The sequence below is a fragment of the Streptomyces sp. NPDC020490 genome, assembly GCF_044335305.1.
Taxonomy (GTDB): domain Bacteria; phylum Actinomycetota; class Actinomycetes; order Streptomycetales; family Streptomycetaceae; genus Streptomyces.
In genome coordinates this window covers 26,522-50,927 of the sequence record NZ_JBIRUY010000052.1, presented here as the reverse complement: position 1 = coordinate 50,927, position 24,406 = coordinate 26,522, and the positions used below count along the sequence as shown (strand labels likewise).

Sequence of the window (24,406 nt, the reverse complement as noted above, 5' to 3'; positions counted from 1 at the left end):
AGAGGGTGTTCAGATCTTGCGTCACAACATGATCTTGAACACCCTCTGTTCACGCCTGATCGTCAGCCCAGGACATAGGACTTACTCGTCTAGGGCCCTGGACTGGAGTCTTCGCGGAGATCACGTGCCGTCCCGGGGGAGGGAGCGCGCCTTGGCGCAACAGCGGATGGGACGGGGCCACTTGAGATCCGACGGCGCTCCACCCGGCCCGCGCGGGACGAACGGGACCGCGCGATTCGTCGGCTGGCCGGGAAGCCTGGCACGGGGCAGGAACCGTTCCTACTCACTCCGGCGCACCAGGAGCACCCGTTCCCGGTCGTCCATCACGACGGCTGCCGCGAGGCGCCTGTCGCCGGGGATGTCCATGTCCATGTCCATGTCCATGGTTCCTCGGTCCCTCGCCGGTGATGAGTCCCAACGGATGTGATATCCACGAAAGCGTCAGCTCTGCCAATTCTCACCGGGCACGGCGCGGTGAGGCGGGACGCCACGGCGGCAGGCCGGCGCGACGTCGGCGTACGCCGGTGTCCGGCCCCGCGGGGTCCTGCCCGCGCGGATGTCCGCCACCGCCTCCAGGGCGGCGCCCAGCGCCCGCCGGTACAGCAGGGAGCCGAGGCTGACGCGGCGCACGCCGAGATCGGCGAGGTGCGGGAGGGCGGGGCCGTCGGGCGAGTAGAGGACGTTCAGGGGCACGTCCAGGTGACTCACCAGGGCGGCGATCCGCCGGGGGTCGGTCAGTCCGGGCACGAAGACGCCGTCCGCGCCCGCCTCCTGGTAGGCGTCCAGGCGGCGCAGGGTGTCCTCGGCGTCCCCCTCGCCCAGCCAGTGGGTGTCGGTGCGGGCGTTGACGAAGAGGCCCGGCGCGGCGGCCTTCACCGCGGCGATCTTCGCGGCGTGCCGCCGGACGGGCCCGAGACCGTCCTCCAGGTTGACGCCGACGGCGCCGACGACCGCCAGTTGTCGCGCGAACTCCCCCACCTCGTCGGGGTCGTCGCTGAAGCCGCCCTCCGCGTCGACCGACAGCAGGAACGGCTCGCTGCCCAGGACCAGGGCGAGCCGGAGGGTCTCGTCGCCGGTCGCCGACGCGCCGTCGGGCAGCCCGGCGGCCGCGGCGACACCGAGACTGGTCGTCGCGACGGCCGGGAAACCCTGGGCGGCCAGCGCGGTGGCCGAGGCGTGGTCCCAGGCGTTGGGCAGCAGCAGGCGCTCGTCGGCGTGGTGCAGGTCGGCGAACGCGGTCACGACAGGTCTCCGAGCGCGTCGGCGTAGTACGTGGATCCCGCGAGGTGCAGCGCCAGTCGGCGGAAGCTCCAGCCCTGGCCGGGCGAGTGGTCGAGCTGGTCGTCGCTGAGGGCGTCGAGGCGGTTGGCCCAGATGCGGGCGAGCCGGGTGAGCCGGCTGCGTGCCTCGTCGAGGTCCTGCCGGGTGAAGGGGGCGAGGTCCGCCTCGCCGGTCACCGCGGACGCGTGCCAGTGATCCGGCTGCGGCTCCTCGCCCGCCAGGCGGGCCTCCATCTCGGCCAGATGGTCGACGAGGTGATCGGCGACCCGGCGGATCGCCTTGTGCGGGGTGTACACACGGTCGTCGGCCGGTACGGGCCTGCCGTCCCAGTGCGTCCAGGTCGCGGCGAGGGCGAGAACGTGCTCGACCATCCCGACGACGGCCTGCGCGGGCGTTTCCTGCGCGCTGTCACTCATACCGCCACGCTAGGCGCCGGGCACTTCGGCCCCGACCGAAGCGTCGACGTGGCGCAGAGCGCCGGGCAGCGGCCGCGGGAGGGCGCCGGGCACCGGCCGCCGGAAGGGCCGGACACCGGCCTTCGGAGAAAGGCCGGACAATCCCCGCCGGAAGCGGCCGGGCGCCGCCAAGAAGGCCGGACAACACCCGCCGGAGAAGGCCGGCCATCGGCCGCTGGGGAAGGCCAGGCATCGCCCGCCGGAAGGGGCCGGACCTCGACCGCAGAGGAAGGCCGAACATCTCCCGCCCGAAGAGGGCCGGACCTCGACCGCAGAAGAAGGCCGGACAACCCCGCCCGAAGGGACCGGACATCGCACCCGGCGAGGTCCGGGCACCGGCTGCCGGAGGGGCGTCGTGAGGCTCAGGGGTGTGGGAGGACCTGGACCCCGTCGTCGTTCAGCCGGATTCGGATGGCTGCTTCCTCCCCGCTCCACCGCACCGTCAAGTCACCGTCCCCGTCACCCTCCCCGTCGGTCCATACGCTCACCGTCTCCGGCAAGGGCGCCGGATCCGGTTCTCCCGTCAGGCGGGCCAGGGCGACGAACAGGGTGGGGCCGTCGCCGGTGGTGCCGGTGAGGGTGTCGGACAGGCCTGCGGCGGGGGCGAGTTCGGCGCGCACGCCCTCCGGGGGTGCCGTCCAGCCGGTCACCCGGACCGGCGTGCCCGGCCGCGCGCCGGTCACCCGGAAGGCCCGTACCTCCACCGCCCCGCGCGCGAGCACCACGGCGGTCACCTTCGCGCCGCCGCCCGCCGTGTGCCGGGACGCCGCCCAGCCGTCGCCCACGCCCAGCGGCTCGATGCCGGTGCGGGCGGGGTCGTCGCCGACGAGGACGCTGTTGTCGTACGACGCCGAAGGGCGCGTCGCGGTCGAGTAGGCGAGGCGCGTGTAGTACGGGTCGTAGCGGACGTCCTCGCTGCCGTGGTTGTGCAGGCGCACCAGGCCGTCCGAACGGGTCGACTGCAGCAGCCAGTTGGGGGGCGCGACGGGCGTGACCGCGTCGGCGCGTTCGGCCGGGCCGGGTTCCTCGGCGGCCGTCCACACCTCGTGGTCGGGCGGGAGGAGCAGGCCGAGGAAGCCCTTGCTCGCCCAGTACGGTGACGCCGGCCCCGAATAGCCCTGAAGCACCGACGGGTCGGGCCCGTGCCAGCCGAGGGTGAGCAGACCGCGGGAGTCGGCCGCGCCCCGCTCCAGGAAGTACCGCAGCGCCCCGGACGCCAGCCGCCGGGTCTCCCCCGGCGCCAGTGGCGTACGGCCGCACAGCGCGCCCAGCCACAGCGGGGCCGTGGTCGCGAACCGGTAGGTGAGGGAGCGGCCCTGGTGCATCGGGGCGCCGTCAGCGTCGAACAGGCGCGCGTAGTCGGCCAGATGGCGTTCCAGGCGGCCGCCGTACAGCTCCAGCAGCCGGGCGTCGCCGGCCAGCCAGGCGTGCAGCACCGGGTAGAGGTGCATGGCCCAGCCGTTGTAGTAGTCGAACTTGCGGCCGTCACCGTCGGTGTACCAGCCGTCGCCGACGTACCACTTCTCGATGCGTTCCAGGCCGCGGTCGACGGCCTGGCGGGACGCCTGCGGCTCGTGGCCGATCTCCTCGAGGAAGCCGCCCACCGTGACCGGGAACAACTCCCAGTTGCAGGGCCACGGTTCGGCCGTGAGGGCGTCGCCCAGCCAGGCCGCCGCCCGCAGGCGCACGGCGTCGTCCAGCCGGTCCCACAGCAGCGGCCGGGTCAGGCGCAGCGCGAGGGCGATGGAGGCGGCCTCGACGAGCGGCTGCCCGCGGTCCTCGATCCGGGGCCAGACGCCCGCGACGCCGGCCGCGAGTCCGTCGGCGTACCGCTGGAGGACGGTCTCGTCGCGGCGGAAGGCCGCCAGCAGCAGCGTGCGGGCGTAGCCCTCCAGGCCGTCGGAGAGCCGCCCGGACCAGCTCGCGCGGTCGCCGGGCAGGTGGTAGAGCGCGCCGCCCTCGGCCGCGTACGGCTCGATCGCCGCGAGCAGGGCGTCGGCGGCGGCCTCCCAGTGGGCGCGGGTGAAGCCGGTGTGCGGGCTGAGGGCACGGTCGTCGGGCGGCAGTTCCATGGACTCTCTTTCGGCGTCGGCTCTGTTCCGGCGGCTCCCCACCGGCGACTCATCGAGGATCTCTTCCAGCGGCTCACCAGGGGCTCACCAGAGGATCTCTTCCGGCCGATCACGGCCGATCACGGCGGATCACGGCGGATCACGGGGACTCATGGGGGCTCACCAGGGGCTCACCGGAGGCGCTCTCCCGGCGGATCTTCCCGGGGATCTCCTCGGCGGATCTTCCCCGGCGGATCTTCCCCGGGGATCCCGTCCCTCACCGGCCGGTCAGGCCTGGGGCGCCCCGGTTCCGGTCGGGACGCCCCAGGGTCTCAGTCCACCCGCACCAGATGCTCGGGCACCAGGTGCTGGGCGACGAGTTCGTCGCGCACCAGGCCCGCGTACACGGTCGCGCCGTGCACGGAGGTGTGGGTGTTGTCCTTCTTCTCGTTGTAGAGGTAGATCGCCTTGGAGCCTTCGACGCCGAGGGACTCCACCAGCGCCTTGGTCCTGGCCGTGAGGTCGATCAACGGTACGCCCTCCGCGGCCGCGACGGACCGGATGACGGCAGGATGGTCCACGCCGAGCCCGTTGACCAGCAGCGCGGTGTTGTTGTTCAGGGTGCCGTCGGAGTTGAACCAGCGCCGCACGATGGGCGTCACCAGCACCGGTTCACCGCCCTTCTCCCGCACGCCCGCCACCAGCGTCTCCAGGTTGGCGCGGTAGGTCGCCTCGTCGGTCGTCTTGTCGTTGTGGGCGAGCTGGATCAGGACCAGGTCGCCGGGGCGGATCAACGGCTTTACGGTACCCCACAGTTGCGTGTTCCCCAGGTAACTGACGGTACTCTCACCGGAATCCGCGTAGTTGGCGACGGACAGCCCCCTGCGCAGGTACTGCGGAAGCTGCTGGCCCCAGCCGGAGTAGGGGTCGCCCGGCTGGTCGCAGACCGTGGAGTCGCCGCCGAGCAGCACCCGCACGTCGTACGTGCCGGGCGGGACGTCGAAGTGGCAGGCGGTGGCGGTGCAGTTCTCGAGGCCGAGCGGCCGGCCGGCGTCGTGGGCCTGGGCGGCCGGTACGGCCGTCAGCCCGGCGCCCAGGGTGAGCGCGGCCAGCACGGCGAGGTTGAAACGTCTCATTGACGGCTCCTAGGAAGCAGGTCGGCAAGGCCTGGCGGCTGGACGGTACCGCCCGCGAGCAAGCGCTTTCCAGACCTAGGACCGCATTCACATCATCGTCAACTTCCGCTGCGCGAAAGCCCTTTCGCAAAATCGTTTCAACTGTCACCCTCACAGGCACCCGCACTCCCCACCGCTTCCGAAGGAGGCACCCCCATGTCCGACACCGCGAACAGAGCGGTCGGCCGCCGTACCTTCGTGCTCGGCGGCGCCGCCGTCGCCGGTTCGGCCGCCCTCGCCGGCCCGCTCGCGCCGTCGGCGTCCGCCGCGAGCTTCGGCTACACCGACGACGGCTCGAACTACGTCGTCGACACCGGCGCCGGTCTCGTCTTCAAGGTCAGCAAGACCAACGGCGACCTGACCTCGCTCGTCCACAAGGGCACCGAGTACCAGGGCTACGGCGGCAGGAACTCGCACGTCGAGTCCGGCCTAGGCACCTCTACCGTGACGATCAAGCAGTCCGGTTCGACGATCCTGGTCTCCGTCGCGTACGGCACGCTGAAGCACTACTACGCGGCCCGCAGCGGCGAGAACAACGTCTACCTGTGGACGAACAAGGCGGACGACTCGGTCTCCGCCACCCGCTACATCGTGCGCGTCAAGGCCGGCATGTTCCTCAACGACGCGCCCGACTCCTACACCTACGCGCCCACCACCATCGAGGCCTCGGACGTGTTCGCGAAGTCAGACGGCCAGACCCGCTCCAAGCACTACTCGAACCTCAGGGTCATCGACTACGACTACATCGGCTGGAGTTCGGGCGGCGTGGGCCTGTACGTCGTGCGCTCCAACCACGAGAAGGCCTCCGGCGGCCCCTTCTACCGCTCGCTGCTGCGTCACCAGAGCGCGGACGGCGGCGGCCTGTACGAGATCCTGTACTACGGCGAGAACCAGACGGAGGCCCAGCGCTTCGGCCTGCAGGGCCCCTACGTCATCGCCTTCACGGACGGCGGAGCCCCCTCGTCCGCGCTGTACCACGCCAACATGGACACCTCGTGGGCCGACTCGCTCGGCATCTCCGGGTACGTGCCCGCGAGCGGGCGCGGCCGGGTCGCCGGGGTGGGCATCAGCGGCCGGAACACGGCGTACCCGTACACGGTCGGGCTCGCCAACTCGGCCGCCCAGTACTGGGGTTCGGCGCGCTCCTCGGACGGATACTTCTCGATCGCCGGGGTGCTGCCGGGGACGTACACGCTGACCGTCTTCAAGGGCGAACTCGCCGTGTACACCACCTCGGTGACGGTGTCCGCGGGGGCGACGACCACGCTCAACACGATCACGGTCCCGTCCTCCAACGACCCCGGCAACGCGACCGCGATCTGGCGCATCGGCGACTGGAACGGCACGCCCGCCGGTTTCAAGAACGCCGACCTGATGACGTACGCGCATCCGTCCGACGTCCGGGCCGCGTCCTGGACCGGCAACGTGGTGATCGGCAGCGGCACCGAGACCTCCGCCTTCCCCTGCTACCTGTGGAAGGACGTCAACAGCGGCATCGTCGTCTACTTCCGGCTGACGGCCGCGCAGGCCGCCGCCGCACACACCCTGCGCATCGGTGTGACGACGGCCTACGCCAACGGCCGCCCGCAGGTCGTCGTGAACGACGCCTGGAGCTCCGCCGTCCCCTCGCCGCCCGCCCAGCCGAGCACCCGGTCGCTGACCGTCGGCTCCTACCGGGGCAACAACTACACGTTCACCTACAGCGTCCCGGCGTCCGCGTGGCTGACGGACACCAGCGCGTACAACACGCTGAAGATCTACGTGGCGAGCGGCTCGGGTTCGACGTCCTTCCTCAGCGCGGGCACGTCGATCGACGCGATCGACCTGCTGGCCTGATCTCAGGACCCGCGCGTCCACTGCTGGTTGGCGCCTCCGTTGCAGGTGTACGTGATGATCGCGGCGGAGTTGGCGGTGGACGCGCCGGACACGTCCAGGCACTCGCCGCTCGCGCGGGACTTGATGTTCACGTAGGACCCGGACGTGACGACCGACCACTGCTGGGCGGTGGCCGAGGCGTCGCAGTTCTCCTGGGTGACGGTGGCGGCGTTCTCCTGCACGCACAGGGAGCTGTGCCGGGTCACGAGCTGGTAGTAGCCGCCGCCGAGGGACTTGAACCAGTACTTCTGGTTGTTGCCGCCGTTGCAGTCGTGCTGCTTGATCTGGGCGCCCTGCCACTGCGACTGGCTGGTGACGTCGGCACACCTGCCGCTGTGCCGCGCGACCAGCGTCTCGTACGCGGCGCTCGTCCCGCCGACCGTGCCGGCGGCGGTGTCCACGGTGACCTCCGGGTACCAGGACATGGACATCGTGGTGGAGGTCGGGAAGGTCAGCGGCAGCCACACGTAGCGGGAGTCGTCGACGGTGCCGCCGAAGGAGTTGCCCCAGCGGTCGCCCAGGTAGAGGTACGAGGTGCCCGACGTGCCCTGCACGGGCAGGACGTACGCGGTCTGCGAGCCGTAGGCGGTGGAGTCGCCGACGTTCGTCATCGCGGTCCACGGGCCGGACAGGCTGCTCGCGGTGGCGTACTGCTGCTGGTTGGGGCTCCAGCCGGTCGCGCCGGAGGTGAGCATGAAGTACACGCCGTTCCGCTTGAACAGCGCCGGCGCCTCGCGGTGGCCGCCCGCCCACGGGTTGGCGACGAGGCCGGCGATGCCGGTGTAGTCGGCGGTGAGGCGGTAGATGTGCAGGTCGTAGTTCTCGTTGGCGGCCGACACCATGTAGCCGGTGCCGTCGCTGTCGACGAAGGTCGTGAGGTCGCGGGACATGTACTGGCCGAGGGGCCGGAAGCTGCCCTGGTAGGTGTAAGTGCCGTCGACGGTGGCGGAGACGGCGACGGCGGCGCGGGCCTCGCTGTAGTCGGTGCCGTTCTCCTTGTGCATCCACATGACGAACTGGCCGGTGGAGGCGTTGTACATGACCTTGGGCCGCTCGATGTAGGCGGTGGCCAGCTCCGCGGCGCCGGCCTGGGTCAGCACGTGGTTCCTGAACTCCCAGGTCTTCAGGTCGGTGGAGCGGTAGGCGTCCACGGAGCGGAAGGTGTTGTCGGCGTTGCGGTTCTCACCGAACCAGTAGTAGTAGGAGCCGACCTTGATGACGCCGCCGCCGTGGGCGTGCACGGCGTTGCCCGAAGTGTCGGTGAACTGCGTGCCGTTGATGATCGTCTGGGTCGCGGCCCGGGCGGGCCCGGCGGTCACCAGGGTGCCCGCCAGCCCCAGCCAGAGGGCGAGCAGGACCGCGTACGCGCGTCTCATCTCAGGCTCCTTCCGTCGCGAGGCCGGCCGCCGTGTCGGCGACGGGGACGCCGAAGTCGGGGGTGCCGTCGGGTTTCCAGCCGAGCGGCTGGACGCGGGTGTGGCGGTTGGGGTCGTTCAGCGGATCGCCGGTGATCTCCTTGTACTGGCGGGCGTGGTAGACGAGGACGTCGGTGCGGCCGTCCTCGGCGACCGTGAAGCAGTTGTGGCCGGGGCCGTACTGCCGGGTGGTGTCGTTGCTGGTGAAGACCGGCGTCGGCGACTTGGTCCAGTTCGCCGGGTCCATGAGGTCGGCGTCCGCGTCGACGGTGAGCAGGCCCAGGCAGTAGTGCCAGTCGGTGGCGCTGGCCGAGTACGACATGAACAGGCGGCCGTCGTGCTTGATGACCGCGGGCCCCTCGTTGACCTTGTAGCCGACGCACTCCCAGTCGTACTCCGGTGTGGACAGCCGCACTTGGGGTCCCTTGAGGGTCCAGGGGTTCTCCATCTCGGACAGCCACAGGGCGGTGTTGTTGTCCATGCCGGGCTCGTGCTGGGCCCAGGCGAGGTAGCGGGTGCCGCGGTGGGTGAAGGTGGTGGCGTCGAGCGAGAACGTCTCCCAGGCGGTCTTGATCCGGCCCTTCTCCACCCAGGTCCCGCGGAACGGGTCGGGGTCGGCGTTCTCCAGGACCCAGATGCGGATGTCCCACACGCTCTCGGCCGGCGCGGAGGCGAAGTAGACGTACCACTTGCCGCCGATGCGGTGGATCTCCGGCGCCCAGATGTGGGCGCCCATCACGCCGGTGGCGTGCTTGGTCCAGATGACCGACTCGGCCGCGGTGGCGAGGCCGTTCAGCGTCGGCGAGCGGCGCAGCACGATGCGGTCGTACTCGGGGACGGTGGCGGTGAAGTAGTACAGGCCGTCCGCGTGGCGGTGGATGTGCGGGTCGGCGCGCTGCCGGACCAGCGGATTCAGGTAGGGGGCCGCGGCCTCCGGCCCCCGGGCGGGGGCATCGGTGGCGGAAGCGGCGGTGGCGGCGGTGGCGGAGATCGCCGGGGTGACCGCCAGGGCGCCCGCGGCGAGGGCGGCTCCCTTCAGGACCAGTCGGCGGCTGGGGACTTGCGGCAGGTCGTCGTCGCGGCTCATACGGCTGCCTCTCGTGGGGGGAGGTGGGCGGTGGACGTTCCGGCCAGGGGCGTCAGGACACCCGACACTCGGACGTTCGATACTCCGAACGTCATCTGTCATCACGAACGCGGAAAAGGTATGGGTGTGGGAGGAGGAGGTCAACGGGTTGGACGGGATGAACAGAGAGCGCTTTCGCAGCGGTACCCGAGGCGCCCGCTCGGCGCCTCCGGAAACCCGAGCCGGGGCACCGGCGCACGCGCCTCGGCCGCCCAGCCGGCGAGGAAGGCGAGCGCCGCCCCGCGCTCGCGGTAGCGGCGTTCGGCGGAGACCTTCCGGGCGCCGCCGTAGTCCGGCTGCTCCTCCCCCGCGCGGGCAAGCATCAGCGCGGTGAGCCAGTCGTACTTCACGGCGGGGGCGCACACCGCGATCCGGACGAGCCGCTCCTCACCGCGCCAGCGCTCTCGCGCAGCCCGTGCAGGTATGCCGCGTAGGCCGCCGCGGCGTACCCGGGCAGATGGGCGGCCGGGACGAACGGGTCGAAGACCGAGTCCGGGAGGTAGTTGCCGAGGTCCTCGCCGAGCGCGCCGTCGCCGGTGAACGCCCAGTCGCACAGGACGCCGTCCGGGTCGTGCGAGCGGAGGTTCGCGGGCCGCTGGTCGAGGTGGCTCAGGGAGCGGGGCAGCGACTCCATGATCTGCAGGAACCCGTGTTCAGGCGGTCTCCGCGGTCGCCGCCCCCTCCTGGCGTCCCCGCAGCCAGACGTACACCGGAATGCCCGCGAAGAGGAACAGCACGCCCTGGTAGACGGCCGCGTAACCGGCGCCCGCGATCAGCCAGAAGGAGAATCCGAAGGACAGGCCGGCGACGACCAGGTCGCGGGCGAGGCCGGCCGGGCGGACGCGGGCGCGGGAGCCCCGGGCGAGCCAGTACAGCTGCGCTGCGGCCGACAGCAGGTACGGCACGCAGCCGGTGAACGTGGTGATCAGGACGAGGACGCGGAAGGTGGTGTCCGGGCCCGCCGTGTAGTTGAGGCCGATCAGGAGCGTGCCGAGGACGGCCACCGCCCACACCCCGAAGCCGGGCACGCCGCCCTTGCCCACCTTGGCGAAGGGCTTCGGGAACAGCCCGTCGCGGGCGGCCGCGTACGGCATCTGCGCGGCCAGCAGGATCCAGCCGTTGAGGCAGCCGGTGATCGAGGCGACGGCGACGAGCGCGATGGCGGTGCCGCCCCAGGAGCCGCCGGTGATCGCGTTCACCGCGTCGGCGAACGGGGCCCCGGAGCGGGCCAGTTCGTCGTGCGGGACGAGACCGAAGACGGCGACCGCGCCGAGGAGGTAGACGAGGGCGGAGCCGAGGGTGCCGAGGACGCTCGCCCGGCCGACGGTGCGCTCGGCGTCCTCGACCTCGCCCGCGCTCACCGCGGCCGACTCGACGCCGAGGAAGCTGTACAGCAGCAACGCGGCCGAGGCGGCCAGCGCGCCGGAGACGCTCTGGCCGGAGGCGTTGAACGGGCCGAAGTTGTCCGTGTCGACGAAGAACAGGCCGACCGTGGCGACCAGCAGCAGCGGCACGAACTTCAGCACCGTGGAGACGACCTGGACCGCGCCGACCCAGCGGGTCCCGGCGAAGTTCGCGGCCGCCGGCAGCCACAGCGCGGCGAGGGCGACGACGGCCTCCAGGGCGTGGTTGCCGTGCAGGGGTATCAGGACGTCGACGTACCCGACGACCGCGACGGCGAGGGCGGCGATGCTGACCCAGCACATCGTCCAGTACGACCACGCGGACAGGAACCCGGCGAAGGGACCGAAGGCGTCGCGCGGGTAGACGTACAGGCCGCCGGTGACCGGGCTGCGGCGGGCCAGCTTCCCGAAGAGCAGGGCGAGCAGGACGGCCGCGAAGGACAGCACCACGAAGGCGAGCAGGCTGACCGTGCCGTACGGGGCGACGGCGGCGGGCAGCGCGAAGATGCCGCCGCCGATGATGTTGCCCATGACCAGCGCGGTTGCGGCGGCGAGGCCGAAGGTGCGGCGGCGCGGGGCGGCCTGGGCGGCTTCGGGCGCCTCGGGCGCCGCCGGCGCCTCGGGCGCTGAGGTGGGTGGCGTGGCCGAGGTGGCTGAGGTGGCGGACCGCCGGGACGGTTCGTTCGTCTCGGCGGGCTTGGTCGGAGGCATGGCGGTTCCCTGGGGAGGGGGACGGGGAGGGCCTGATCGTAACGCCGCATCCCACATGGTGGGCGATCTGTTCATTTGCTGGACACACTCGGTTGCCGCGCACCTCTTCGACTAGCGTCGGGGCATGACCAGCACCATCCCGTCCTCCCTCGCCGAGGCCGTCTCCGCCGGCCGCGCCGTCGTCCTCGACGGCGGCATGTCCAACCAGCTCGAGTCCGCCGGGCACGACCTGAGCGACGAGCTGTGGTCGGCGCGGCTGCTCGCCGAGCGTCCCGAAGCGGTGACCGAGGCGCACCTCGCCTACTTCCGCGCGGGCGCCGACATCGCGATCACCGCGAGCTACCAGGCCACCTTCGAGGGGTTCGGGAAGCGCGGCATCGGGCGGGACAGGGCGGCCGAACTGCTCGCCCTCAGCGTGGAGTCGGCCCGTGAGGCGGCGCGGCGGGCGGACGCCGGGCGCCGGCTGTGGGTGGCGGCCTCGGTGGGCCCGTACGGCGCGATGCTCGCGGACGGCTCCGAGTACCGCGGCCGGTACGGGCTGAGCGTGGCCGAGCTGGAGGCGTTCCACCGCCCGCGCATCGAGGTGCTGGCCGCGGCCGGTCCCGACGTGCTCGCGCTGGAGACGGTGCCGGACGCCGACGAGGCCGCGGCGCTGCTGCGGGCGGTGCGCGGGCTCGGGGTGCCGGTGTGGCTGTCGTACAGCGTGGACGGCGACCGCACCCGCGCCGGGCAGCCCCTGGAGGAGGCGTTCGCCCTCGCCGCCGACGTGGACGAGGTGATCGCGGTCGGCGTCAACTGCTGTGCCCCGCAGGACGTGGCCGCCGCCGTCGCCACGGCCGTCCGGGTCACCGGCAGGCCCGCCGTCGCCTACCCCAACAGCGGCGAGTCGTGGGACGCCGCGGCCCGCTCCTGGAAGGGCGACTCCACCTTCTCCGCCGATCAGGTGAGGGGCTGGCGGGAGGCCGGGGCACGGCTCATCGGGGGGTGCTGCCGAGTGGGTCCGGAGGCGATCGCGGGCATCGCGGAGACGCTGCGGGCGGCCTGACGGGTCACCGGTCACGGGGTACTGGTCGCGGGTGACTGGTTGCGGGTCACCGGTTGCGGGTCACCGGTCACGGATCATCAGTCACCGGTCGCGGCAGTCACCGGACACAGGTCGCCGACGGCTGGTCGCCAACGGCCACAGTTGGCCGCCAGCGGCTACCGCTCGTCACTGGCGGACACCGCTGATCGTCGGCGGCTACAACTGGCCGCCGGACGCCTGCGGCCGGGGCCGGCCTCCCCGGCGCCCGGCCGTCTCCGTCCCGCTGCGGGCGGCCTGACCAGTCACCGGTCCACCGAGCCCCCGCGGCTGGTCACCGGCCGCCGCAGCGCGTCGCCGGCGTCCGGTCACTGTTCACCGGACGCCGACGGCCGGTCATCGGTCATCGGTCACCGATCACCGGTCACCGGTCACCGGCGGCGTGAGCCACCCCGGCGACCCCAACAGCCGCCCCAACCGTCCTCACGGCCGCCGGACGGTCCCCGGCAGCCGTAGCCGTCGTACGGCCGAGCGCGGCTCCGGGTCCCGGGCGGGTGAGCCGTCGGCGGAGGCTGCCGCCATCGCGGGAGCCCGCGGCAGGGCCCGCGAGGGACCGTCCGCGGGGCCGCTCCACAGTGCCAGCGCCGCGTCCCGCGGGCCGTACGCGGTGTGCGGCTCGCCCGCGCCGAAGACCCGCACCGGGTGCGAGGCGTCCCAGGGCTGCCAGCCGGGGTCGCCGTCGGTCGCGAAGCGTACCCAGGCCCCGTGCATCGCGTCGGCGAGGTCCTGCGGCGCGCCCTCGCCCGCCAGCCTGGCCGACTCGGGCACGTGGCCGGTGTCGAAGACGAAGCCGAGTTCCAGCGCGTGGCAGGCGCCCAGGCCGGGCAGCAGCGAGGGCCAGGCGAACTCGTAGAGGTACGACGTGCCCGTCCGGGCGTCGGCCAGCCGCTGCAGCGGGCCGCGCAGCAGGTGGTCGGTGACCATCTGGCCGACGATCTCGGCGGCGCCGGCGTCCGGGTACAGGGCCCGGTAGCCGCGGGGCACCTCGGCGCCGCAGCGGCAGCGGGCCATCGCGCCGGCCAGGGCGACCGTGCCGAGCCGGTCGACGCGTTCCAGCAGCCCGCCGGGCACCAGCCACAGCCGGTACTCGTCGCTCGTCCAGCCCATCAGGAGTTCGACGCCGGCCGCCGCCTCGCCGGCCGCCAACGCCTGAAGCGGGTCGCGGGGAACGACGTCCCCGTCGGCGACGATGCCGAAGGCGGGACCGCCGAGCACGGGGCTGCTGAGCCGGCCGACCTCGGCCTGGGTGCGCAGCAGCAGGTCGCGGTCGACCTCGGCGAAGGCGGCCGCGGTGGCCGGGACCTTCAGCCGGGTCGCCATGCGGCGCACCATCCGCCGTACCTTGTCCCGGTCGGAGGTCTCCGGCGGGCCGCTCTGCAGCACGGCGCGCCGCACGAGCCCCTGCGCCTGCGGGGCGGCGAGCAGGGCGCCGGCACTGATCGCGCCGGCCGACTGTCCGGCCAGGGTGATACGGCCGGGGTCGCCGCCGAAGGCCTCGACCGACTCGTGCACCCACTTCAGCGCGGCGAGCTGGTCGCGCAGGCCGGGGTTGGCGGGGGCGTCCGGGAAGAGGCCGTAACCCTCGACGCCCAGCCGGTAGTTGACCGAGACACAGACCACACCGTCACGCGCGAAGGTGCGGCCGTCGTAGACCGGCACGGCGGAGGATCCCCTGGTCAGGGCGCCCCCGTGCAGCCACACCAGCACCGGAAGCCGCGCGCCGGGGCCCGGCTCGGGGGTCCAGACGTTGAGGTTCAGGCAGTCGTCGCCGGGCACGACCGGGTCGGACAGGTACTTCCGGAAGGCTTCGGAGTACGGCGGTTTCGGCGGCGTCGGCCCGAAGCCGCCGGCGTCCCGCACCCCGTCCCAGGGCTCGGGCGGCACGGGCGGCCGGAACCGGCGCGGCCCGAACGGGGGCGCGGCGTACGGGATGCCCCGGAACACCGCGATCCCGTGCTCGAACCGGCCTCGCACCGCTCCGTACGGCGTGCGCACCACGGGGCCCTCGGGGCCTTCAGGACCCTCGGGGCTCTCCACGGGGTCCACGGGGTCCAAGGGGTCCAGGGGGTTCACGGGGTCCAAGGAGTCCAGGGGGTTCACGGAGTCCACGGATTCCACGGGGTCTGTCTGGTCTGCCGTCATCGCGCCACCAGCCTCCTCACCGCGCCACTGCACCGTGCACAACCAGAGCACCACACCCGCGCCCGGTATTCCGGTCGGAGCGGGGCATGCCCATGTCACTTCGACCGTCCGGGGCCGTCGCGAGCCGCCGACTCCCGCCTCTTCCCGAGATCTTGTGGCGAACCTAGGGTAGGAAGCGCTTACTATCCGATGGCCCTCGGGCGGGCCGGAGAGGTGGTTTCCCGATGGGCCGAACGGGGAGTGCGAGCGCGTCCTCCGGTCCGACGCTGGCCGTGGTGGCCCGCGAGGCCGGAGTGTCCGTGCCGACCGCGTCCAAGGTGGTCAACGGCCGCGAGGACGTGGCTCCGGAGACCCGCCGCCGGGTCATGGAGACGCTGGACCGGCTGGGCTACGTCCGCAGGCCCCGGTTCGACGCGGGGCGGGCGCCGGGCCTGGTGGACCTCGTCGTGCAGGCGCTCGACACGTCCGGGGCGGGGGCGGTGCTGCACGGGGTGGAGTCGGCGGCCCACGACGCGGGGCTGGAGGTGGTGGTCTCCGCGGGGCCGGCCCGGACGCGGGGCGGCCGGCCGGAGCGCGGCTGGCTGGACAAGCTGATCGCGCGCGGCTCGGCGGGGGTGCTGTGCAACCTGGCCGACCTGACCCCGTCGCAGTACGCCTGGCTGGTGGAACACCGCATCCCGTTCGTGATGATCGACCCGGCGGTCGAACCGCCGTCCGGCGTGGTGTCGGTGGGCGCGGCGAACTGGCAGGGCGGCGTCACGGCGACCGAGCACCTGCTCGCCCTCGGCCACGAGCGGATCGCGGTCGTGGCGGGGCGGCGGCACACGATGTGCGGCGACGCCCGGATCGCCGGGTACCGCTCGGCGCTCGCGTCGGCCGGGATACGGCACCGCCCCGAGTACATCCGTCACACCGGCGCCGACGAGGGCGCCGCCGGCCGCCGCGTGCTGGACCTCCTCGACCTGCCGGAGCCGCCGACGGCGGTGTTCCTCTGCTCGGACCGCATGGCGCTCGGCGTGTACGGGGCGCTGGCGGAGCGGGGCCTGCGGGTGCCCGACGACATCAGCGTCGTCGGTTTCGGCGATCTGCCCGAGTCCCGTTGGATCGCCCCGCCGCTGACGACCGTCCGCCAGCCGCTGTCGGAGATGGCGGCGACCGCCCTCCGCCTGCTGGTCCGCATGATGGACGGCGACCGCCCGGAGAGCACCCGCACGGAGCTGTCGACCCGCCTGGTGGAACGGTCGAGCACGGCGGCGCCCGCCGGTCAGGAGCCAGGAGGCTTCCGCTGACGAGGGCTCCGGCCCTATCGTCTGAGCCCGTGATCAACAACGGCGTTCCGCTGCCCCCGACGGTCTACCGGATGGCCAAGGGCCGCGTATGGGCCATGCTGGCCGGCTCCCTGGGCTTCGTCGCTCTGGGCATCTTCTTCCTGGTCGCCCACAGCACCGTGACGATGATCGTGACGGGGGCGCTGACCGTGCCCTTCTTCGGGCTCTGCGCGGTGATCATCATCCAGCGCCTGCTCCGCGACCGGCCGGAGCTGGTGCTGGACGACGCGGGCGTGGACCACGTGAGCCTGGGCCGGCTCCGCTGGGACGAGATAGCCGCCGTGCGGATACGCGAACACCGGGTACGTCACACCTCGCACCGGTTCATCGAGCTGGTGCTGCACGACCCGGACGCCTATCTGGCCGGAGCGCCCGGGCTCGTCCGCCGCACCGCGGCCATGAACGCACGCCTCGGCTTCGGTCCGGCCAACATGGCCACGAACACCCTGTCGGTGCCGCCCGAGGCGGTCCTGGACGCGATGCGGCGCCACCGCCCCGGACTCGCGATACTGGACTGAGCGCGCCCGCCGGCCACCGGCCGGACGCATCGATCACGAGCGAGCAGGGCGTCCGCCGGGGCGGACGCCCTGCTCGCGGTCGCGGCCCGACCTCGAGCGGGCCCTCGCGTCACCTGCGCCAGAACAGGTGGTGCGTCACGCCGCTCGGGCTGGGCACGACCTCCAGGTGGAAGCGGTCGAGCAGTTCATCGGGGGACTCCCAGAGCCGCAGTCCGGACCCGAGCTCCACCGGCAGGACCGCCACGTGCATGGCGTCGACGAGGCCGGCGTCGAGGAACTGCCGGACGGTGGTGACCCCGCCGCCGAGCCGGACGTCCTTGCCCTGCGCCGCTTCCCGCGCCCGTTCGAGCACCGTGGCCGGGTCGCCGTCGACGAAGTGGAACGTGGTGTCGGAGAGCGTGAACGACGGACGCTTGTGGTGAGTCATGACGAACACCGGCGTGCGGAACGGCGGCTCCTCCCCCCACCAGCCGCGCCACTCATGGTCCTGCCAGGGCCCGCGCTGGGGCCCGAACTTGTTGCGGCCCATGATCTCGGCACCGATGTTGCGTGCGAAGTCCCGCGTGAAGTAGTCGTCGAGGCCCCGGCTCCCCCCGGCATCCGTACGCATGGGCCAACTCGCCGTCGCTCCGGCCCAGGCGAACAGCCGCTCGGGACGGACGTGGCCGAACGGCCGCTCGAGACTCTGGTGCTCACCGGCACCGATTCCGTCACTCGAGACGCTGAAGTTCATGACTCTCAGCAGTTGATCCATATGCTTCCTCGTGTCTTCTCGTCAGGCGTCGGACACCATGACGTCGAACGGGACGCGGCCGGATCGACATCGACCCGCGACTTTCACCCACTCTGCCGCGGATCTCGTTGCTCCCCACCCTTACCAGGGAGGTAATCGCACCGGACTGTCGGCTGTGGCGAGAATCCCGATCTCACCGCGTCAGCCGGCCGCGAACGCCGGATCGGAGTGACGAGCCGTGTCCACAGCCACACCTGCTCCCGCATCCACACCAGCACCCACACCCGCACCCCGCGGCCACCCGCGCCGTCGTGGAGGAGCTGCTGCGCCGGACCGGCGCGGGCGCTCCCGAGCCCGCCTGAGCCTTGACGGTCGCGCTCCGTCCGAAGCGGAAGCGGAATTTCAGGACGCGCTCTCCGCCAGCCGCGCCGCCCACCCGATGCCGCCCCGCAGGTGGGCGAGGAAGTCAGGGTCGGCACAGGCGTCGGCGGCGTGGCCGAGGGCCGTGTAGAAGACGCGTCCCCGGCCCTGCTCCCGGCACCACGCCAGCGGATGGTCGTCACCCATGCGTCCGCCGTCGTACGACGACTCGTCGGCGCGCAGCAGAATCCGTGCCGTGCCGCGCGGGTTGGAGCGGAAGTCGTACCACTCGTCGGTGAACTCCCAGACGGAGGAAAGGTGTCGGGTGGCCGGATGGCCACGCTCCTCCACGATCACCCGGCCCGGCTGGTAGTCGGGGTGCCGGTCGAACCGGGCCCCGAGGAGTTCGCCGTAGTACGGCCAGCCGTACTCCGTGCAGGCCGCCGCGTGCACCCCGGCGAACCCGCCGCCCGCCTCCACGTACCCGGCCAGCCGCTGCCGCCCCGCCGGGGTGAGGATGTCCCCGCTGGTGGAGAGGAACACGACGGCCGCGTACGCCTCCAACGGCCCTTCCAGAGCGGCGGGATCCTCGGTGTGCTCCACCTCGAAACCACCCAGCGCCCGCACGGCGGCGACAGCGGCCGGAATGGAGTCGTGCCGGTAGTCGGCGGTACGCGTGTGAACCAGAAGCCGGGACGCCATGGCACCCGAGTCTATGCGAGGGCCGTGCCCGGCGGGGTCGCCGCTGAACGCACGACTCGTGCGCGGAGCCGACGTGGACGCCCAGGAGGGTGTCGTAGCGCCCTGGCAGACTGCCCGCCATGGAAACCGAAGCGTTCTGGCGCATGCTCGACGCCGCGAAGGACAGTGCCGAGCCGCTCGACGCCGTCGTCGTCGAGCATCTATCGGCCCTGCCCGCGGAAGAGATCCTCGCCTTTGAACAGCGCTTCTCCCGTCCGCGCGACACGGTCCACCGCTGGGACGTGTGGGCAGCCGCCTACCTGATCGGCGGGGGCTGCTCCGATGACCGGTTCGACGACTTCACGGCGGGCCTGGTGGCCCTCGGACGCGAGTGGTACGAACGGGCGGCCGCCTGCCCGGACGCCCTCGCCGGGCATCCTGCCGTACGTACCGCGGCAGCCACAGGGGACCAGGACGTCATCTTCGACGAAGACTTCAACTTCGTGTCGTCCCGTGCGTACGAGCGGCTGACCGGTGACTCGGACGCCTTCTGGGAGGCATGGGACGCCTACACCGATGCTCGCACCATGGCCGAAGAGGAGGACGGCGAGGGCATGGGCGAGTCGTTCGACTTCGACGACGCCCAGCAGATGTGCCGGCGTCTGCCGCGGCTGGCCGCGCTCCATCTCGGTCCTGGACCGGACCGACTTGAGAACTGCGGCGGACAGTTCCTCATGTTCTAGCTGTTGTCGATGGCGTGGACCAAGGCCCAGACGAAGGCGTACAGGGTCAGGCCCAGGTACATGGTGGCGCACCAGGCCAGTACACAGCCCTGCTTGATGCTGCGTTCCTCGTCCTTCCTGAGACGCCGGACGGCGTGTGCCACCGCGACGATTCCGAAGAGGAAGAACCCGGCGAAGAACCACGCGTCGGAGAAGGTGACGTCGTCAGGTCCTATGACGTCTTCGGCGTAAGAGCTGTGCGTCATGCCCTCTCCCGGTCTACGGTCCCGCGGGCCGAATGTCTTCGTGCGTCCTCCGGAGAAGGCCAGACCGTAGCCGAGCCCCACGGGGACAACGCGATCGGGGCCGGGGTCACCTCAGTTCCATGAGGATGTCGGCGCGGGCGTAATAGTCGGCCACCGGGAGGCGGTCGCGGGTGATCCTGACGAAGCCGGCGTCCTCGTACAGGTGGACGGCGGGGGCCAGCTTGTGGTTCGTGCCGAGGAACAGCCGGGCCGCGCCGAGTGCCCGGGCCCGGTCGATCGCTGCGGCCATGAGCCGACGGCCGATGCCGCGGCCCTGCGCGGCGGGCGCCACGGCCATCTTCGCCAGCTCGAACACGGCGCCCGGATGGACCAGGAGCGCGATGCATCCGACCACGGCACCGCTGCCCCGCTCACGCGCCAGGAGCACATCGCCGCCCGGGCCCACGATGCGGCCGAACGGATCTCCGAGAACCGCGCGGTCCTCTTCCTGGAGGGTGAACAGGCGGGAGATCCACTCCTCGTTCAACGCGCGGAACGCGTCGGCATCACTTTGTGAGGCGATCGAGGAGACCACGGCAGGTGGAGAGGGGTGCGGCATGGGGCGGGCTTCCCTTCGAGTGTGGCTTCCCGCCAGCCTCCGGCCCCGCTCACCCATATGTCCAATACCGGCATCAGCCCGTATCGATAACCTTGAGATATGGATCAGCGCGTCGAGCTCCGCCACCTGCGGTACTTTCTGGCCGTGGCCGAGGAACTCCACTTCGGCCGTGCCGCCCAGCGGCTGAACATCGCTCAGCCCGCCCTTTCCCAGCAGATCAGGCAGCTCGAAAAGGCGGTCGGTGTGGAACTGTTCCGGCGGACCTCGCGAAGCGTCCGCCTCACAGACGCGGGAGCGGCGTTCCAGCCACGGGCGAGGGACCTGCTGGGCCGGCTGGCGGCCGACCTCGACGAGGCCGGCCGTGTCGGGCGCGGCGAGGCCGGCCGCCTGGACGTCGCCTTCATCACCTCCGCCGCCGCGATCGTCAGCGAACGGCTCCGTGAGTTCTCCCGCTGCCGCCCGGACGTCCAGGTCAAGCTGCACGACGGCTTCACCGTCGATGTCCTGGCGGCGCTGGAGCGGGGCACCGCCGACATCGGGATCGTGCGGGATGCCGAGGAGCGGGACGACATCGACCTCTCGCTGCTGGCAACGGAACGGTTCGTCGCCGTCGTCCCCGCAGACCACCCCGCCGCGACGGCCGATCGTACGGAGGCGGCGGCGCTGGCCGCCGACCCGCTGATCCTTTTCCCGCGTTCAGCGGGAGCCCAGGCGTTCGACGTGAACACACAGCCGTTGCGGGACGCCGGCATCGACGTCCGGGTCGCGCAGGAGTGCTCGCACTGGCACACCATCGTCATGCTCGTCGCCGCCGGACTCGGCGTCACCATCGCCCCCCACAGCGTCACGACACTGCTCCCCGCGGGCGCCCGGCGTCTCGAACTCGACGGGCCTCCCACCAGGAGCCGGATCTTCATGGCCACCCGCCGAGGAGACGACCGTCCCCTCGTACGGGCCTTCATGGCGGCATCCGAGTCCGTGGCCGGCCGCGGCTAGATCAGACGGATGCCGTCCTGCCCTGGTGGGGCATGTTCCAGCCTTCGGCGAGTCGCGACGGGTGAACGTTGTGTCCGCCGCCGAAGAACTCGCAGAACTTCATGATCAGCGGATCCCATCCGAGCGGGTCCACGTAATGCGTCCCCGGGATGACCAGTTCTTCCTCGACATGCGCGCGCAGGACCTCGACCTGGAAGGCGGTGGCGTGCGGAGTGGGGGTGCCGAAGGGGTGGGCCGCGACGACCCTGCACTCCAGCTGGACCGGACATTCCGCGACCCGCGGGGCCCGGACCAGGTCCGACGCCTGCTCGGTCAGCCCCGCGGCCGCGAACTTGTCCGGCACGTACCGGTAGCCCTGCTTCACCTTGAAGTCCGGCACCTCCCGCTTGCCCGTGGTGAGCGCGATCCGGTCCACGGCGTCGACCATCGCCGACGAGGGCAGGTTGAGCACGCATTCACCGTCGCGCAGGAGGTTCGCCGTGGTCTGGCCGCTGTTGCCGAGCCCGAGCATGCAGGACTGGCCCAGCCACCACGCGGACGACATCGGCGCGAGGTTCGCCGTGCCGTCTTCGTTGCGGGAACTGATCAGCACCACCGGGGTCCCGAAGTACAGGACCTTGAGGCCGGGGACGACGTGCATGTGCTGCGCCTTTCGCAGAGTGCCGGATGACAGACCCGCGATGAGCAACACGAGCCGTCGCCGACTCTCCCGGAGCGAGACCGCCTACGCTGGCGGCAATGCGACACCGCGTTACGGCCGAGTCCCCCTGTTATCGTGCGCCGGTGTCATCGATCAGGCAGTTCCAGGTCACCTTCGACTGCGCGGACCCTGAACGCGTCGCCCGCTTCTGGTGCGAGGTGCTGGGGTACGTCGTATCGCCCCCGCCGACGGGGTTCGCCACGTGGGCGGATTTCAACCGCTCCCGGTTTCCTGAGGACGAGGGTTCATGGTTCGCCTGCGGTGACCCCTCAGGAGTGGGCCCGCGACTGTTCTTCCAGCGCGTTCCCGAGGGCAAGCTCGTCAAGAACCGAGTGCATCTCGACGTGCGGGTCGGCACCGGGCTCGTGGGCGAGGAGCGGCTGGCCGCGCTCGAAGCCGAGTGCGCACGACTGCTCCCGCTCGGCGCGGTACGCGTGCGACTGCTGTACGACGGCACCGATTCGTGCATCGTGATGCAGGACATCGAGGGCAACGAATTCTGCCTCGACTGAGCATCCGTCCCCCGGGGACGTGCGTCAGATGTGTGAGCGTGTCGTACCAGGTGACGTCGATCTCGGCATCGACGCCCGCCGGGAGCCCGGGGGCCAGGTCCTGCACGATCGACGCGGTACGGTCAGCCGCGGCCCGTTCCGGCTGCCGGTACGGGTCGGTCGGAATGACGAAGAGGACATCGTCACTCACGGGCTCGCTCGATTCGTCAGGCGGCAACCTCGTCCGGGCGACACGATGCGCTGATAGTCGCGCTCCGGCTGTGCTTCGACAGCCCGAACGGCGGCTTCTTACTCGATCACGCGCTGATGACCGGCCCGCTGATCGCGCAGGGGCTCGCCCGCTCGGGAGCGTAGTCTCGGTGGCGATGAACGCCATCCCCGCGCGGTTGGACCACCTCGTCCTCGCGACTCCCGATCTGGCGTCGACCGTCGCCGATTTCGCCCGGCGCACCGGTGTGGAGCCGGCTCCCGGGGGCGCGCACGTCGGCCTGGGTACCCGCAACCACCTTGTCTCGCTGGGCGGTTCGCGCTACCTGGAGATCATCGGCCCCGACCCCGCCCAGCCCGGGCACGCCGGGCCCCGCCCGTTCGGCGCCGACGCGCTGCCCGCCGCGCGGACCGTGACCTGGGCCGTCAGCCCGCCCGACCTCGACGCCGCCGTCACCGCCGCCCGCGCCCGCGGCTACGACCCCGGATCCGTCCGGCCCATGAGCCGCCGCCGCCCCGACGGCACCCTGCTCCAGTGGCGCCTCACCGACGGCGACACCCAGCACCCCTCCGGCCTCGTGCCCTTCCTCATCGACTGGGGCTCCGCCGTCCACCCCACGGCCACCGGCCTGCCCGTCACCCCGCTGCTCCGCCTGTCGGCCACCGCCCCCGACCCCGACCGGATCCGCCCCCTGCTGGCCGCCGTCGACGCCGAACTCGACCTCGCCGAAGGCCCGGTGGGGATCACCTTCACCGTGGACACGCCCCGGGGACCGGTCACCTTCGGATAGCCGGCCCTGGGCGCTCTTCTGGGTGTCCGTTTCCTTCAAGACCGCGGGTAGGGGCGGTGCCTACCGTGGCCGCATGACTTCACGATTCGCTGTGATCGGCCTGGTCGTCTCGGACCTGGCCGCGTCTCTCGCCTTCTACCGCCGCCTCGGGCTCGAGTTCCCCGAGGGATCCGAGGAGCAGCCGCACGTCGAGGCCGAGCTGCCCGGCGGACTGCGGCTCGCCTTGGACACCGAGGAGACCATCCGGTCCTTCCACGCCGGGTGGGAGCCGCCGGCCGGCGGCGGGCGGGTGTCGCTCGCCTTCCGGTGCGGGTCGCCCGCGGAGGTGGACGCCTTGTACAAGGATCTGGTCGGCGCGGGTCACCACGGGGAGCTGAAGCCGTGGGACGCGGTGTGGGGCATGCGGTACGCGGTGGTGCACGACCCGGACGGCAACGGCGTCGACCTGCTGGCCGAGCTACCGGCAGGGCAGTAGCTCACGGAGGGACAAGCCCGCCAGTGCCTTCACGTCCCGCGCCAGGTGGGCCTGATCGGCGAAGCCGGCCAGGGCCGCGGTCTGTGCGAAGGGCACGCCGTCGCGGGCGAGGCGGAGCGCCCGTTGCAGGCGCAGCACGCGGGCCAGCGTCTTCGGGCCGTAGCCGAACGCGGTCAGGGCGCGGCGGTGCAGGCGGCGTGCGCCGAGGCCGAGTGCGTCGGCGGTCGCGCCGACGGGGCGGCCCGCGTCGAGGGCGGTGACCAGCCGCCGCAGCAGCGGGTCGGGCGGCCCGGCGGCCGCGGCGAGCGACAGGGCCGCTTCCTCCAGGCCGCGTGCCGGGTCGGCGGCGGCGTTCACCAGGGCGGTGAGGCGGCGGGTCCGCGCGGCCGGCCACAGGTCGGCGAGGGCGACGCGGCGGTCGCGCAGCTCGTGCGCGGGGACGCCGAGCAGCGCGGGCGCGGTCCCGGGGTAGAAGCGGACGCCCGCCCACCGGGCGCCCGGGGCGCCTTCGACGGCGTAGGCGCGGGTGTCGGGTCCGGCGATCAGGAGCCGGCCGTCGTGCCAGAGCAGGTCCATGCAGCCGTCGGGCAGCACGCGGGCCGGCCCGTCGCCGGGCGGGGGGTCCGTCCGCATGTTCGTCCCCGCGTCCGGCGACGCGTCCGTCGCCGCATCCGGCCACACATCGGTCGGCGCGTCCGTCGCCGGGTCCGGCCACGCGCTCGTCCACACGACGGCGCCGGGCACCCGGCACGGTCTCTCCGCGTACACGTCCGCCAGGCTACGCCGCCGGGCGGACGGGGTACG

General features: G+C 72.2%; 25 protein-coding genes. 9 read left to right on the top strand and 16 right to left on the bottom strand.

Features of this window, described 5'->3' with window-relative positions:
- Positions 1 to 441: 441 nt before the first annotated feature.
- The 4 genes from ACH4ZX_RS36985 to ACH4ZX_RS36970 form a co-directional block, all read right to left on the bottom strand.
- Entirely contained in the window at positions 442 to 1,242 is an 801-nt protein-coding gene (locus ACH4ZX_RS36985) for an isocitrate lyase/phosphoenolpyruvate mutase family protein (RefSeq protein ID WP_398282753.1), read from the bottom strand.
- Positions 1,239 to 1,697, bottom strand: a complete 459-nt coding sequence (locus ACH4ZX_RS36980; protein ID WP_398282751.1) for a hypothetical protein — start codon at positions 1,695 to 1,697, stop codon at positions 1,239 to 1,241. The genes ACH4ZX_RS36985 and ACH4ZX_RS36980 overlap by 4 nt, the downstream gene beginning before the upstream one ends.
- 401 nt (positions 1,698 to 2,098) lie before the next feature.
- A complete protein-coding gene (locus ACH4ZX_RS36975; RefSeq protein ID WP_398282749.1) occupies positions 2,099 to 3,808 on the bottom strand; it encodes a DUF2264 domain-containing protein in 1,710 nt (569 codons plus the stop codon).
- Between the two features lie 311 nt (positions 3,809 to 4,119).
- Complete coding sequence (locus ACH4ZX_RS36970) at positions 4,120 to 4,923, bottom strand: rhamnogalacturonan acetylesterase (protein WP_398282747.1); 804 nt, start codon at positions 4,921 to 4,923, stop codon at positions 4,120 to 4,122.
- 195 nt (positions 4,924 to 5,118) lie between these two features.
- Here ACH4ZX_RS36970 and ACH4ZX_RS36965 point away from each other — a divergent pair, with 195 nt between their 5' ends.
- Positions 5,119 to 6,798 (top strand): rhamnogalacturonan lyase B N-terminal domain-containing protein, encoded by a 1,680-nt coding sequence (locus tag ACH4ZX_RS36965; protein WP_398282745.1) that lies wholly within the window; start codon positions 5,119 to 5,121, stop codon positions 6,796 to 6,798.
- Positions 6,799 to 6,800: 2 nt separating this feature from the next.
- Here ACH4ZX_RS36965 and ACH4ZX_RS36960 read toward each other — a convergent pair whose 3' ends face one another.
- The 5 genes from ACH4ZX_RS36960 to ACH4ZX_RS36940 form a co-directional block, all read right to left on the bottom strand.
- Complete coding sequence (locus tag ACH4ZX_RS36960; protein WP_398282743.1) at positions 6,801 to 8,213, bottom strand: RICIN domain-containing protein; 1,413 nt, start codon at positions 8,211 to 8,213, stop codon at positions 6,801 to 6,803.
- A 1-nt stretch (position 8,214) separates the two neighbouring features.
- On the bottom strand, positions 8,215 to 9,339 hold the full coding sequence (locus tag ACH4ZX_RS36955) for a family 43 glycosylhydrolase (RefSeq protein ID WP_398282741.1): 1,125 nt from the start codon (positions 9,337 to 9,339) through the stop codon (positions 8,215 to 8,217).
- Between the two features lie 140 nt (positions 9,340 to 9,479).
- Positions 9,480 to 9,728 carry a hypothetical protein gene (locus tag ACH4ZX_RS36950; RefSeq protein WP_398282739.1) on the bottom strand — a complete coding sequence of 83 codons (249 nt, stop codon included), beginning with the start codon at positions 9,726 to 9,728 and terminating at the stop codon, positions 9,480 to 9,482.
- Complete coding sequence (locus tag ACH4ZX_RS36945) at positions 9,725 to 10,012, bottom strand: hypothetical protein (protein WP_398282737.1); 288 nt, start codon at positions 10,010 to 10,012, stop codon at positions 9,725 to 9,727. The genes ACH4ZX_RS36950 and ACH4ZX_RS36945 overlap by 4 nt, the downstream gene beginning before the upstream one ends.
- Positions 10,013 to 10,031: 19 nt before the next feature.
- The gene (locus ACH4ZX_RS36940; protein ID WP_398282735.1) at positions 10,032 to 11,492 is read right to left on the bottom strand and encodes an amino acid permease; all 1,461 of its coding nucleotides are present in this window, start codon (positions 11,490 to 11,492) and stop codon (positions 10,032 to 10,034) included.
- Between the two features lie 124 nt (positions 11,493 to 11,616).
- Here ACH4ZX_RS36940 and mmuM point away from each other — a divergent pair, with 124 nt between their 5' ends.
- On the top strand, positions 11,617 to 12,537 hold the full coding sequence (mmuM, locus tag ACH4ZX_RS36935; RefSeq protein WP_398282733.1) for a homocysteine S-methyltransferase: 921 nt from the start codon (positions 11,617 to 11,619) through the stop codon (positions 12,535 to 12,537).
- A gap of 459 nt (positions 12,538 to 12,996) precedes the next feature.
- On the opposite strand, the gene ACH4ZX_RS36930 is transcribed toward mmuM, so the two are convergent.
- A complete protein-coding gene (locus ACH4ZX_RS36930; RefSeq protein WP_398282755.1) occupies positions 12,997 to 14,571 on the bottom strand; it encodes a carboxylesterase/lipase family protein in 1,575 nt (524 codons plus the stop codon).
- Between the two features lie 368 nt (positions 14,572 to 14,939).
- On the opposite strand from ACH4ZX_RS36930, the gene ACH4ZX_RS36925 reads away from it, so the two are divergent.
- Both ACH4ZX_RS36925 and ACH4ZX_RS36920 read left to right on the top strand, forming a co-directional pair.
- Positions 14,940 to 16,004, top strand: coding sequence for a LacI family DNA-binding transcriptional regulator (locus ACH4ZX_RS36925; protein ID WP_398282731.1), 1,065 nt, complete (start codon positions 14,940 to 14,942; stop codon positions 16,002 to 16,004).
- 29 nt (positions 16,005 to 16,033) lie between these two features.
- Positions 16,034 to 16,561 (top strand): STM3941 family protein, encoded by a 528-nt coding sequence (locus ACH4ZX_RS36920; RefSeq protein ID WP_398282729.1) that lies wholly within the window; start codon positions 16,034 to 16,036, stop codon positions 16,559 to 16,561.
- 109 nt (positions 16,562 to 16,670) lie between these two features.
- On the opposite strand, the gene ACH4ZX_RS36915 is transcribed toward ACH4ZX_RS36920, so the two are convergent.
- The gene (locus ACH4ZX_RS36915) at positions 16,671 to 17,315 is read right to left on the bottom strand and encodes a dihydrofolate reductase family protein (protein WP_398282727.1); all 645 of its coding nucleotides are present in this window, start codon (positions 17,313 to 17,315) and stop codon (positions 16,671 to 16,673) included.
- 381 nt (positions 17,316 to 17,696) lie between these two features.
- On the bottom strand, positions 17,697 to 18,356 hold the full coding sequence (locus ACH4ZX_RS36910; protein ID WP_398282725.1) for a ThuA domain-containing protein: 660 nt from the start codon (positions 18,354 to 18,356) through the stop codon (positions 17,697 to 17,699).
- A gap of 119 nt (positions 18,357 to 18,475) precedes the next feature.
- Here ACH4ZX_RS36910 and ACH4ZX_RS36905 point away from each other — a divergent pair, with 119 nt between their 5' ends.
- Positions 18,476 to 19,078, top strand: coding sequence for a DUF4240 domain-containing protein (locus ACH4ZX_RS36905; protein WP_398282723.1), 603 nt, complete (start codon positions 18,476 to 18,478; stop codon positions 19,076 to 19,078).
- Here ACH4ZX_RS36905 and ACH4ZX_RS36900 read toward each other — a convergent pair.
- Entirely contained in the window at positions 19,075 to 19,323 is a 249-nt protein-coding gene (locus ACH4ZX_RS36900) for a hypothetical protein (RefSeq protein WP_398282721.1), read from the bottom strand. The two genes, ACH4ZX_RS36905 and ACH4ZX_RS36900, sit on opposite strands and share 4 nt — an antisense overlap.
- Positions 19,324 to 19,429: 106 nt before the next feature.
- The gene (locus ACH4ZX_RS36895; RefSeq protein WP_398282719.1) at positions 19,430 to 19,921 is read right to left on the bottom strand and encodes a GNAT family N-acetyltransferase; all 492 of its coding nucleotides are present in this window, start codon (positions 19,919 to 19,921) and stop codon (positions 19,430 to 19,432) included.
- 99 nt (positions 19,922 to 20,020) lie between these two features.
- Here ACH4ZX_RS36895 and ACH4ZX_RS36890 point away from each other — a divergent pair, with 99 nt between their 5' ends.
- Positions 20,021 to 20,917, top strand: a complete 897-nt coding sequence (locus ACH4ZX_RS36890) for a LysR family transcriptional regulator (protein ID WP_398282717.1) — start codon at positions 20,021 to 20,023, stop codon at positions 20,915 to 20,917.
- A 1-nt stretch (position 20,918) separates the two neighbouring features.
- On the opposite strand, the gene ACH4ZX_RS36885 is transcribed toward ACH4ZX_RS36890, so the two are convergent.
- A complete protein-coding gene (locus ACH4ZX_RS36885; RefSeq protein WP_398282715.1) occupies positions 20,919 to 21,557 on the bottom strand; it encodes a flavin reductase family protein in 639 nt (212 codons plus the stop codon).
- 143 nt (positions 21,558 to 21,700) lie between these two features.
- Here ACH4ZX_RS36885 and ACH4ZX_RS36880 point away from each other — a divergent pair, with 143 nt between their 5' ends.
- From ACH4ZX_RS36880 to ACH4ZX_RS36870, 3 genes are all read left to right on the top strand, one after another.
- Entirely contained in the window at positions 21,701 to 22,129 is a 429-nt protein-coding gene (locus tag ACH4ZX_RS36880; protein WP_398282713.1) for a VOC family protein, read from the top strand.
- A 365-nt stretch (positions 22,130 to 22,494) separates the two neighbouring features.
- The gene (locus ACH4ZX_RS36875) at positions 22,495 to 23,127 is read left to right on the top strand and encodes a VOC family protein (protein WP_398282711.1); all 633 of its coding nucleotides are present in this window, start codon (positions 22,495 to 22,497) and stop codon (positions 23,125 to 23,127) included.
- Positions 23,128 to 23,200: 73 nt separating this feature from the next.
- Complete coding sequence (locus tag ACH4ZX_RS36870) at positions 23,201 to 23,602, top strand: VOC family protein (RefSeq protein ID WP_398282709.1); 402 nt, start codon at positions 23,201 to 23,203, stop codon at positions 23,600 to 23,602.
- Here the strand turns inward: ACH4ZX_RS36870 and ACH4ZX_RS36865 are convergent.
- The gene (locus tag ACH4ZX_RS36865) at positions 23,585 to 24,370 is read right to left on the bottom strand and encodes a DUF6597 domain-containing transcriptional factor (RefSeq protein ID WP_398282707.1); all 786 of its coding nucleotides are present in this window, start codon (positions 24,368 to 24,370) and stop codon (positions 23,585 to 23,587) included. The genes ACH4ZX_RS36870 and ACH4ZX_RS36865 overlap by 18 nt on opposite strands.
- Positions 24,371 to 24,406: the final 36 nt, after the last annotated feature.

What these genes read in the sequence shown, in the direction of transcription:
- ACH4ZX_RS36980 (WP_398282751.1), bottom strand. Translation starts at nt 1,697, where the DNA reads ATGAGTGACAGCGCGCAGGAAACGCCCGCGCAGGCCGTCGTCGGGATG.
- ACH4ZX_RS36975 (WP_398282749.1), bottom strand. Translation starts at nt 3,808, where the DNA reads ATGGAACTGCCGCCCGACGACCGTGCCCTCAGCCCGCACACCGGCTTC.
- ACH4ZX_RS36970 (WP_398282747.1), bottom strand. Translation starts at nt 4,923, where the DNA reads ATGAGACGTTTCAACCTCGCCGTGCTGGCCGCGCTCACCCTGGGCGCC.
- ACH4ZX_RS36965 (WP_398282745.1), top strand. Translation starts at nt 5,119, where the DNA reads ATGTCCGACACCGCGAACAGAGCGGTCGGCCGCCGTACCTTCGTGCTC.
- ACH4ZX_RS36960 (WP_398282743.1), bottom strand. Translation starts at nt 8,213, where the DNA reads ATGAGACGCGCGTACGCGGTCCTGCTCGCCCTCTGGCTGGGGCTGGCG.
- ACH4ZX_RS36955 (WP_398282741.1), bottom strand. Translation starts at nt 9,339, where the DNA reads ATGAGCCGCGACGACGACCTGCCGCAAGTCCCCAGCCGCCGACTGGTC.
- ACH4ZX_RS36945 (WP_398282737.1), bottom strand. Translation starts at nt 10,012, where the DNA reads ATGGAGTCGCTGCCCCGCTCCCTGAGCCACCTCGACCAGCGGCCCGCG.
- ACH4ZX_RS36940 (WP_398282735.1), bottom strand. Translation starts at nt 11,492, where the DNA reads ATGCCTCCGACCAAGCCCGCCGAGACGAACGAACCGTCCCGGCGGTCC.
- mmuM (WP_398282733.1), top strand. Translation starts at nt 11,617, where the DNA reads ATGACCAGCACCATCCCGTCCTCCCTCGCCGAGGCCGTCTCCGCCGGC.
- ACH4ZX_RS36925 (WP_398282731.1), top strand. Translation starts at nt 14,940, where the DNA reads ATGGGCCGAACGGGGAGTGCGAGCGCGTCCTCCGGTCCGACGCTGGCC.
- ACH4ZX_RS36915 (WP_398282727.1), bottom strand. Translation starts at nt 17,315, where the DNA reads ATGGATCAACTGCTGAGAGTCATGAACTTCAGCGTCTCGAGTGACGGA.
- ACH4ZX_RS36910 (WP_398282725.1), bottom strand. Translation starts at nt 18,356, where the DNA reads ATGGCGTCCCGGCTTCTGGTTCACACGCGTACCGCCGACTACCGGCAC.
- ACH4ZX_RS36905 (WP_398282723.1), top strand. Translation starts at nt 18,476, where the DNA reads ATGGAAACCGAAGCGTTCTGGCGCATGCTCGACGCCGCGAAGGACAGT.
- ACH4ZX_RS36900 (WP_398282721.1), bottom strand. Translation starts at nt 19,323, where the DNA reads ATGACGCACAGCTCTTACGCCGAAGACGTCATAGGACCTGACGACGTC.
- ACH4ZX_RS36895 (WP_398282719.1), bottom strand. Translation starts at nt 19,921, where the DNA reads ATGCCGCACCCCTCTCCACCTGCCGTGGTCTCCTCGATCGCCTCACAA.
- ACH4ZX_RS36890 (WP_398282717.1), top strand. Translation starts at nt 20,021, where the DNA reads ATGGATCAGCGCGTCGAGCTCCGCCACCTGCGGTACTTTCTGGCCGTG.
- ACH4ZX_RS36885 (WP_398282715.1), bottom strand. Translation starts at nt 21,557, where the DNA reads ATGCACGTCGTCCCCGGCCTCAAGGTCCTGTACTTCGGGACCCCGGTG.
- ACH4ZX_RS36875 (WP_398282711.1), top strand. Translation starts at nt 22,495, where the DNA reads ATGAACGCCATCCCCGCGCGGTTGGACCACCTCGTCCTCGCGACTCCC.
- ACH4ZX_RS36870 (WP_398282709.1), top strand. Translation starts at nt 23,201, where the DNA reads ATGACTTCACGATTCGCTGTGATCGGCCTGGTCGTCTCGGACCTGGCC.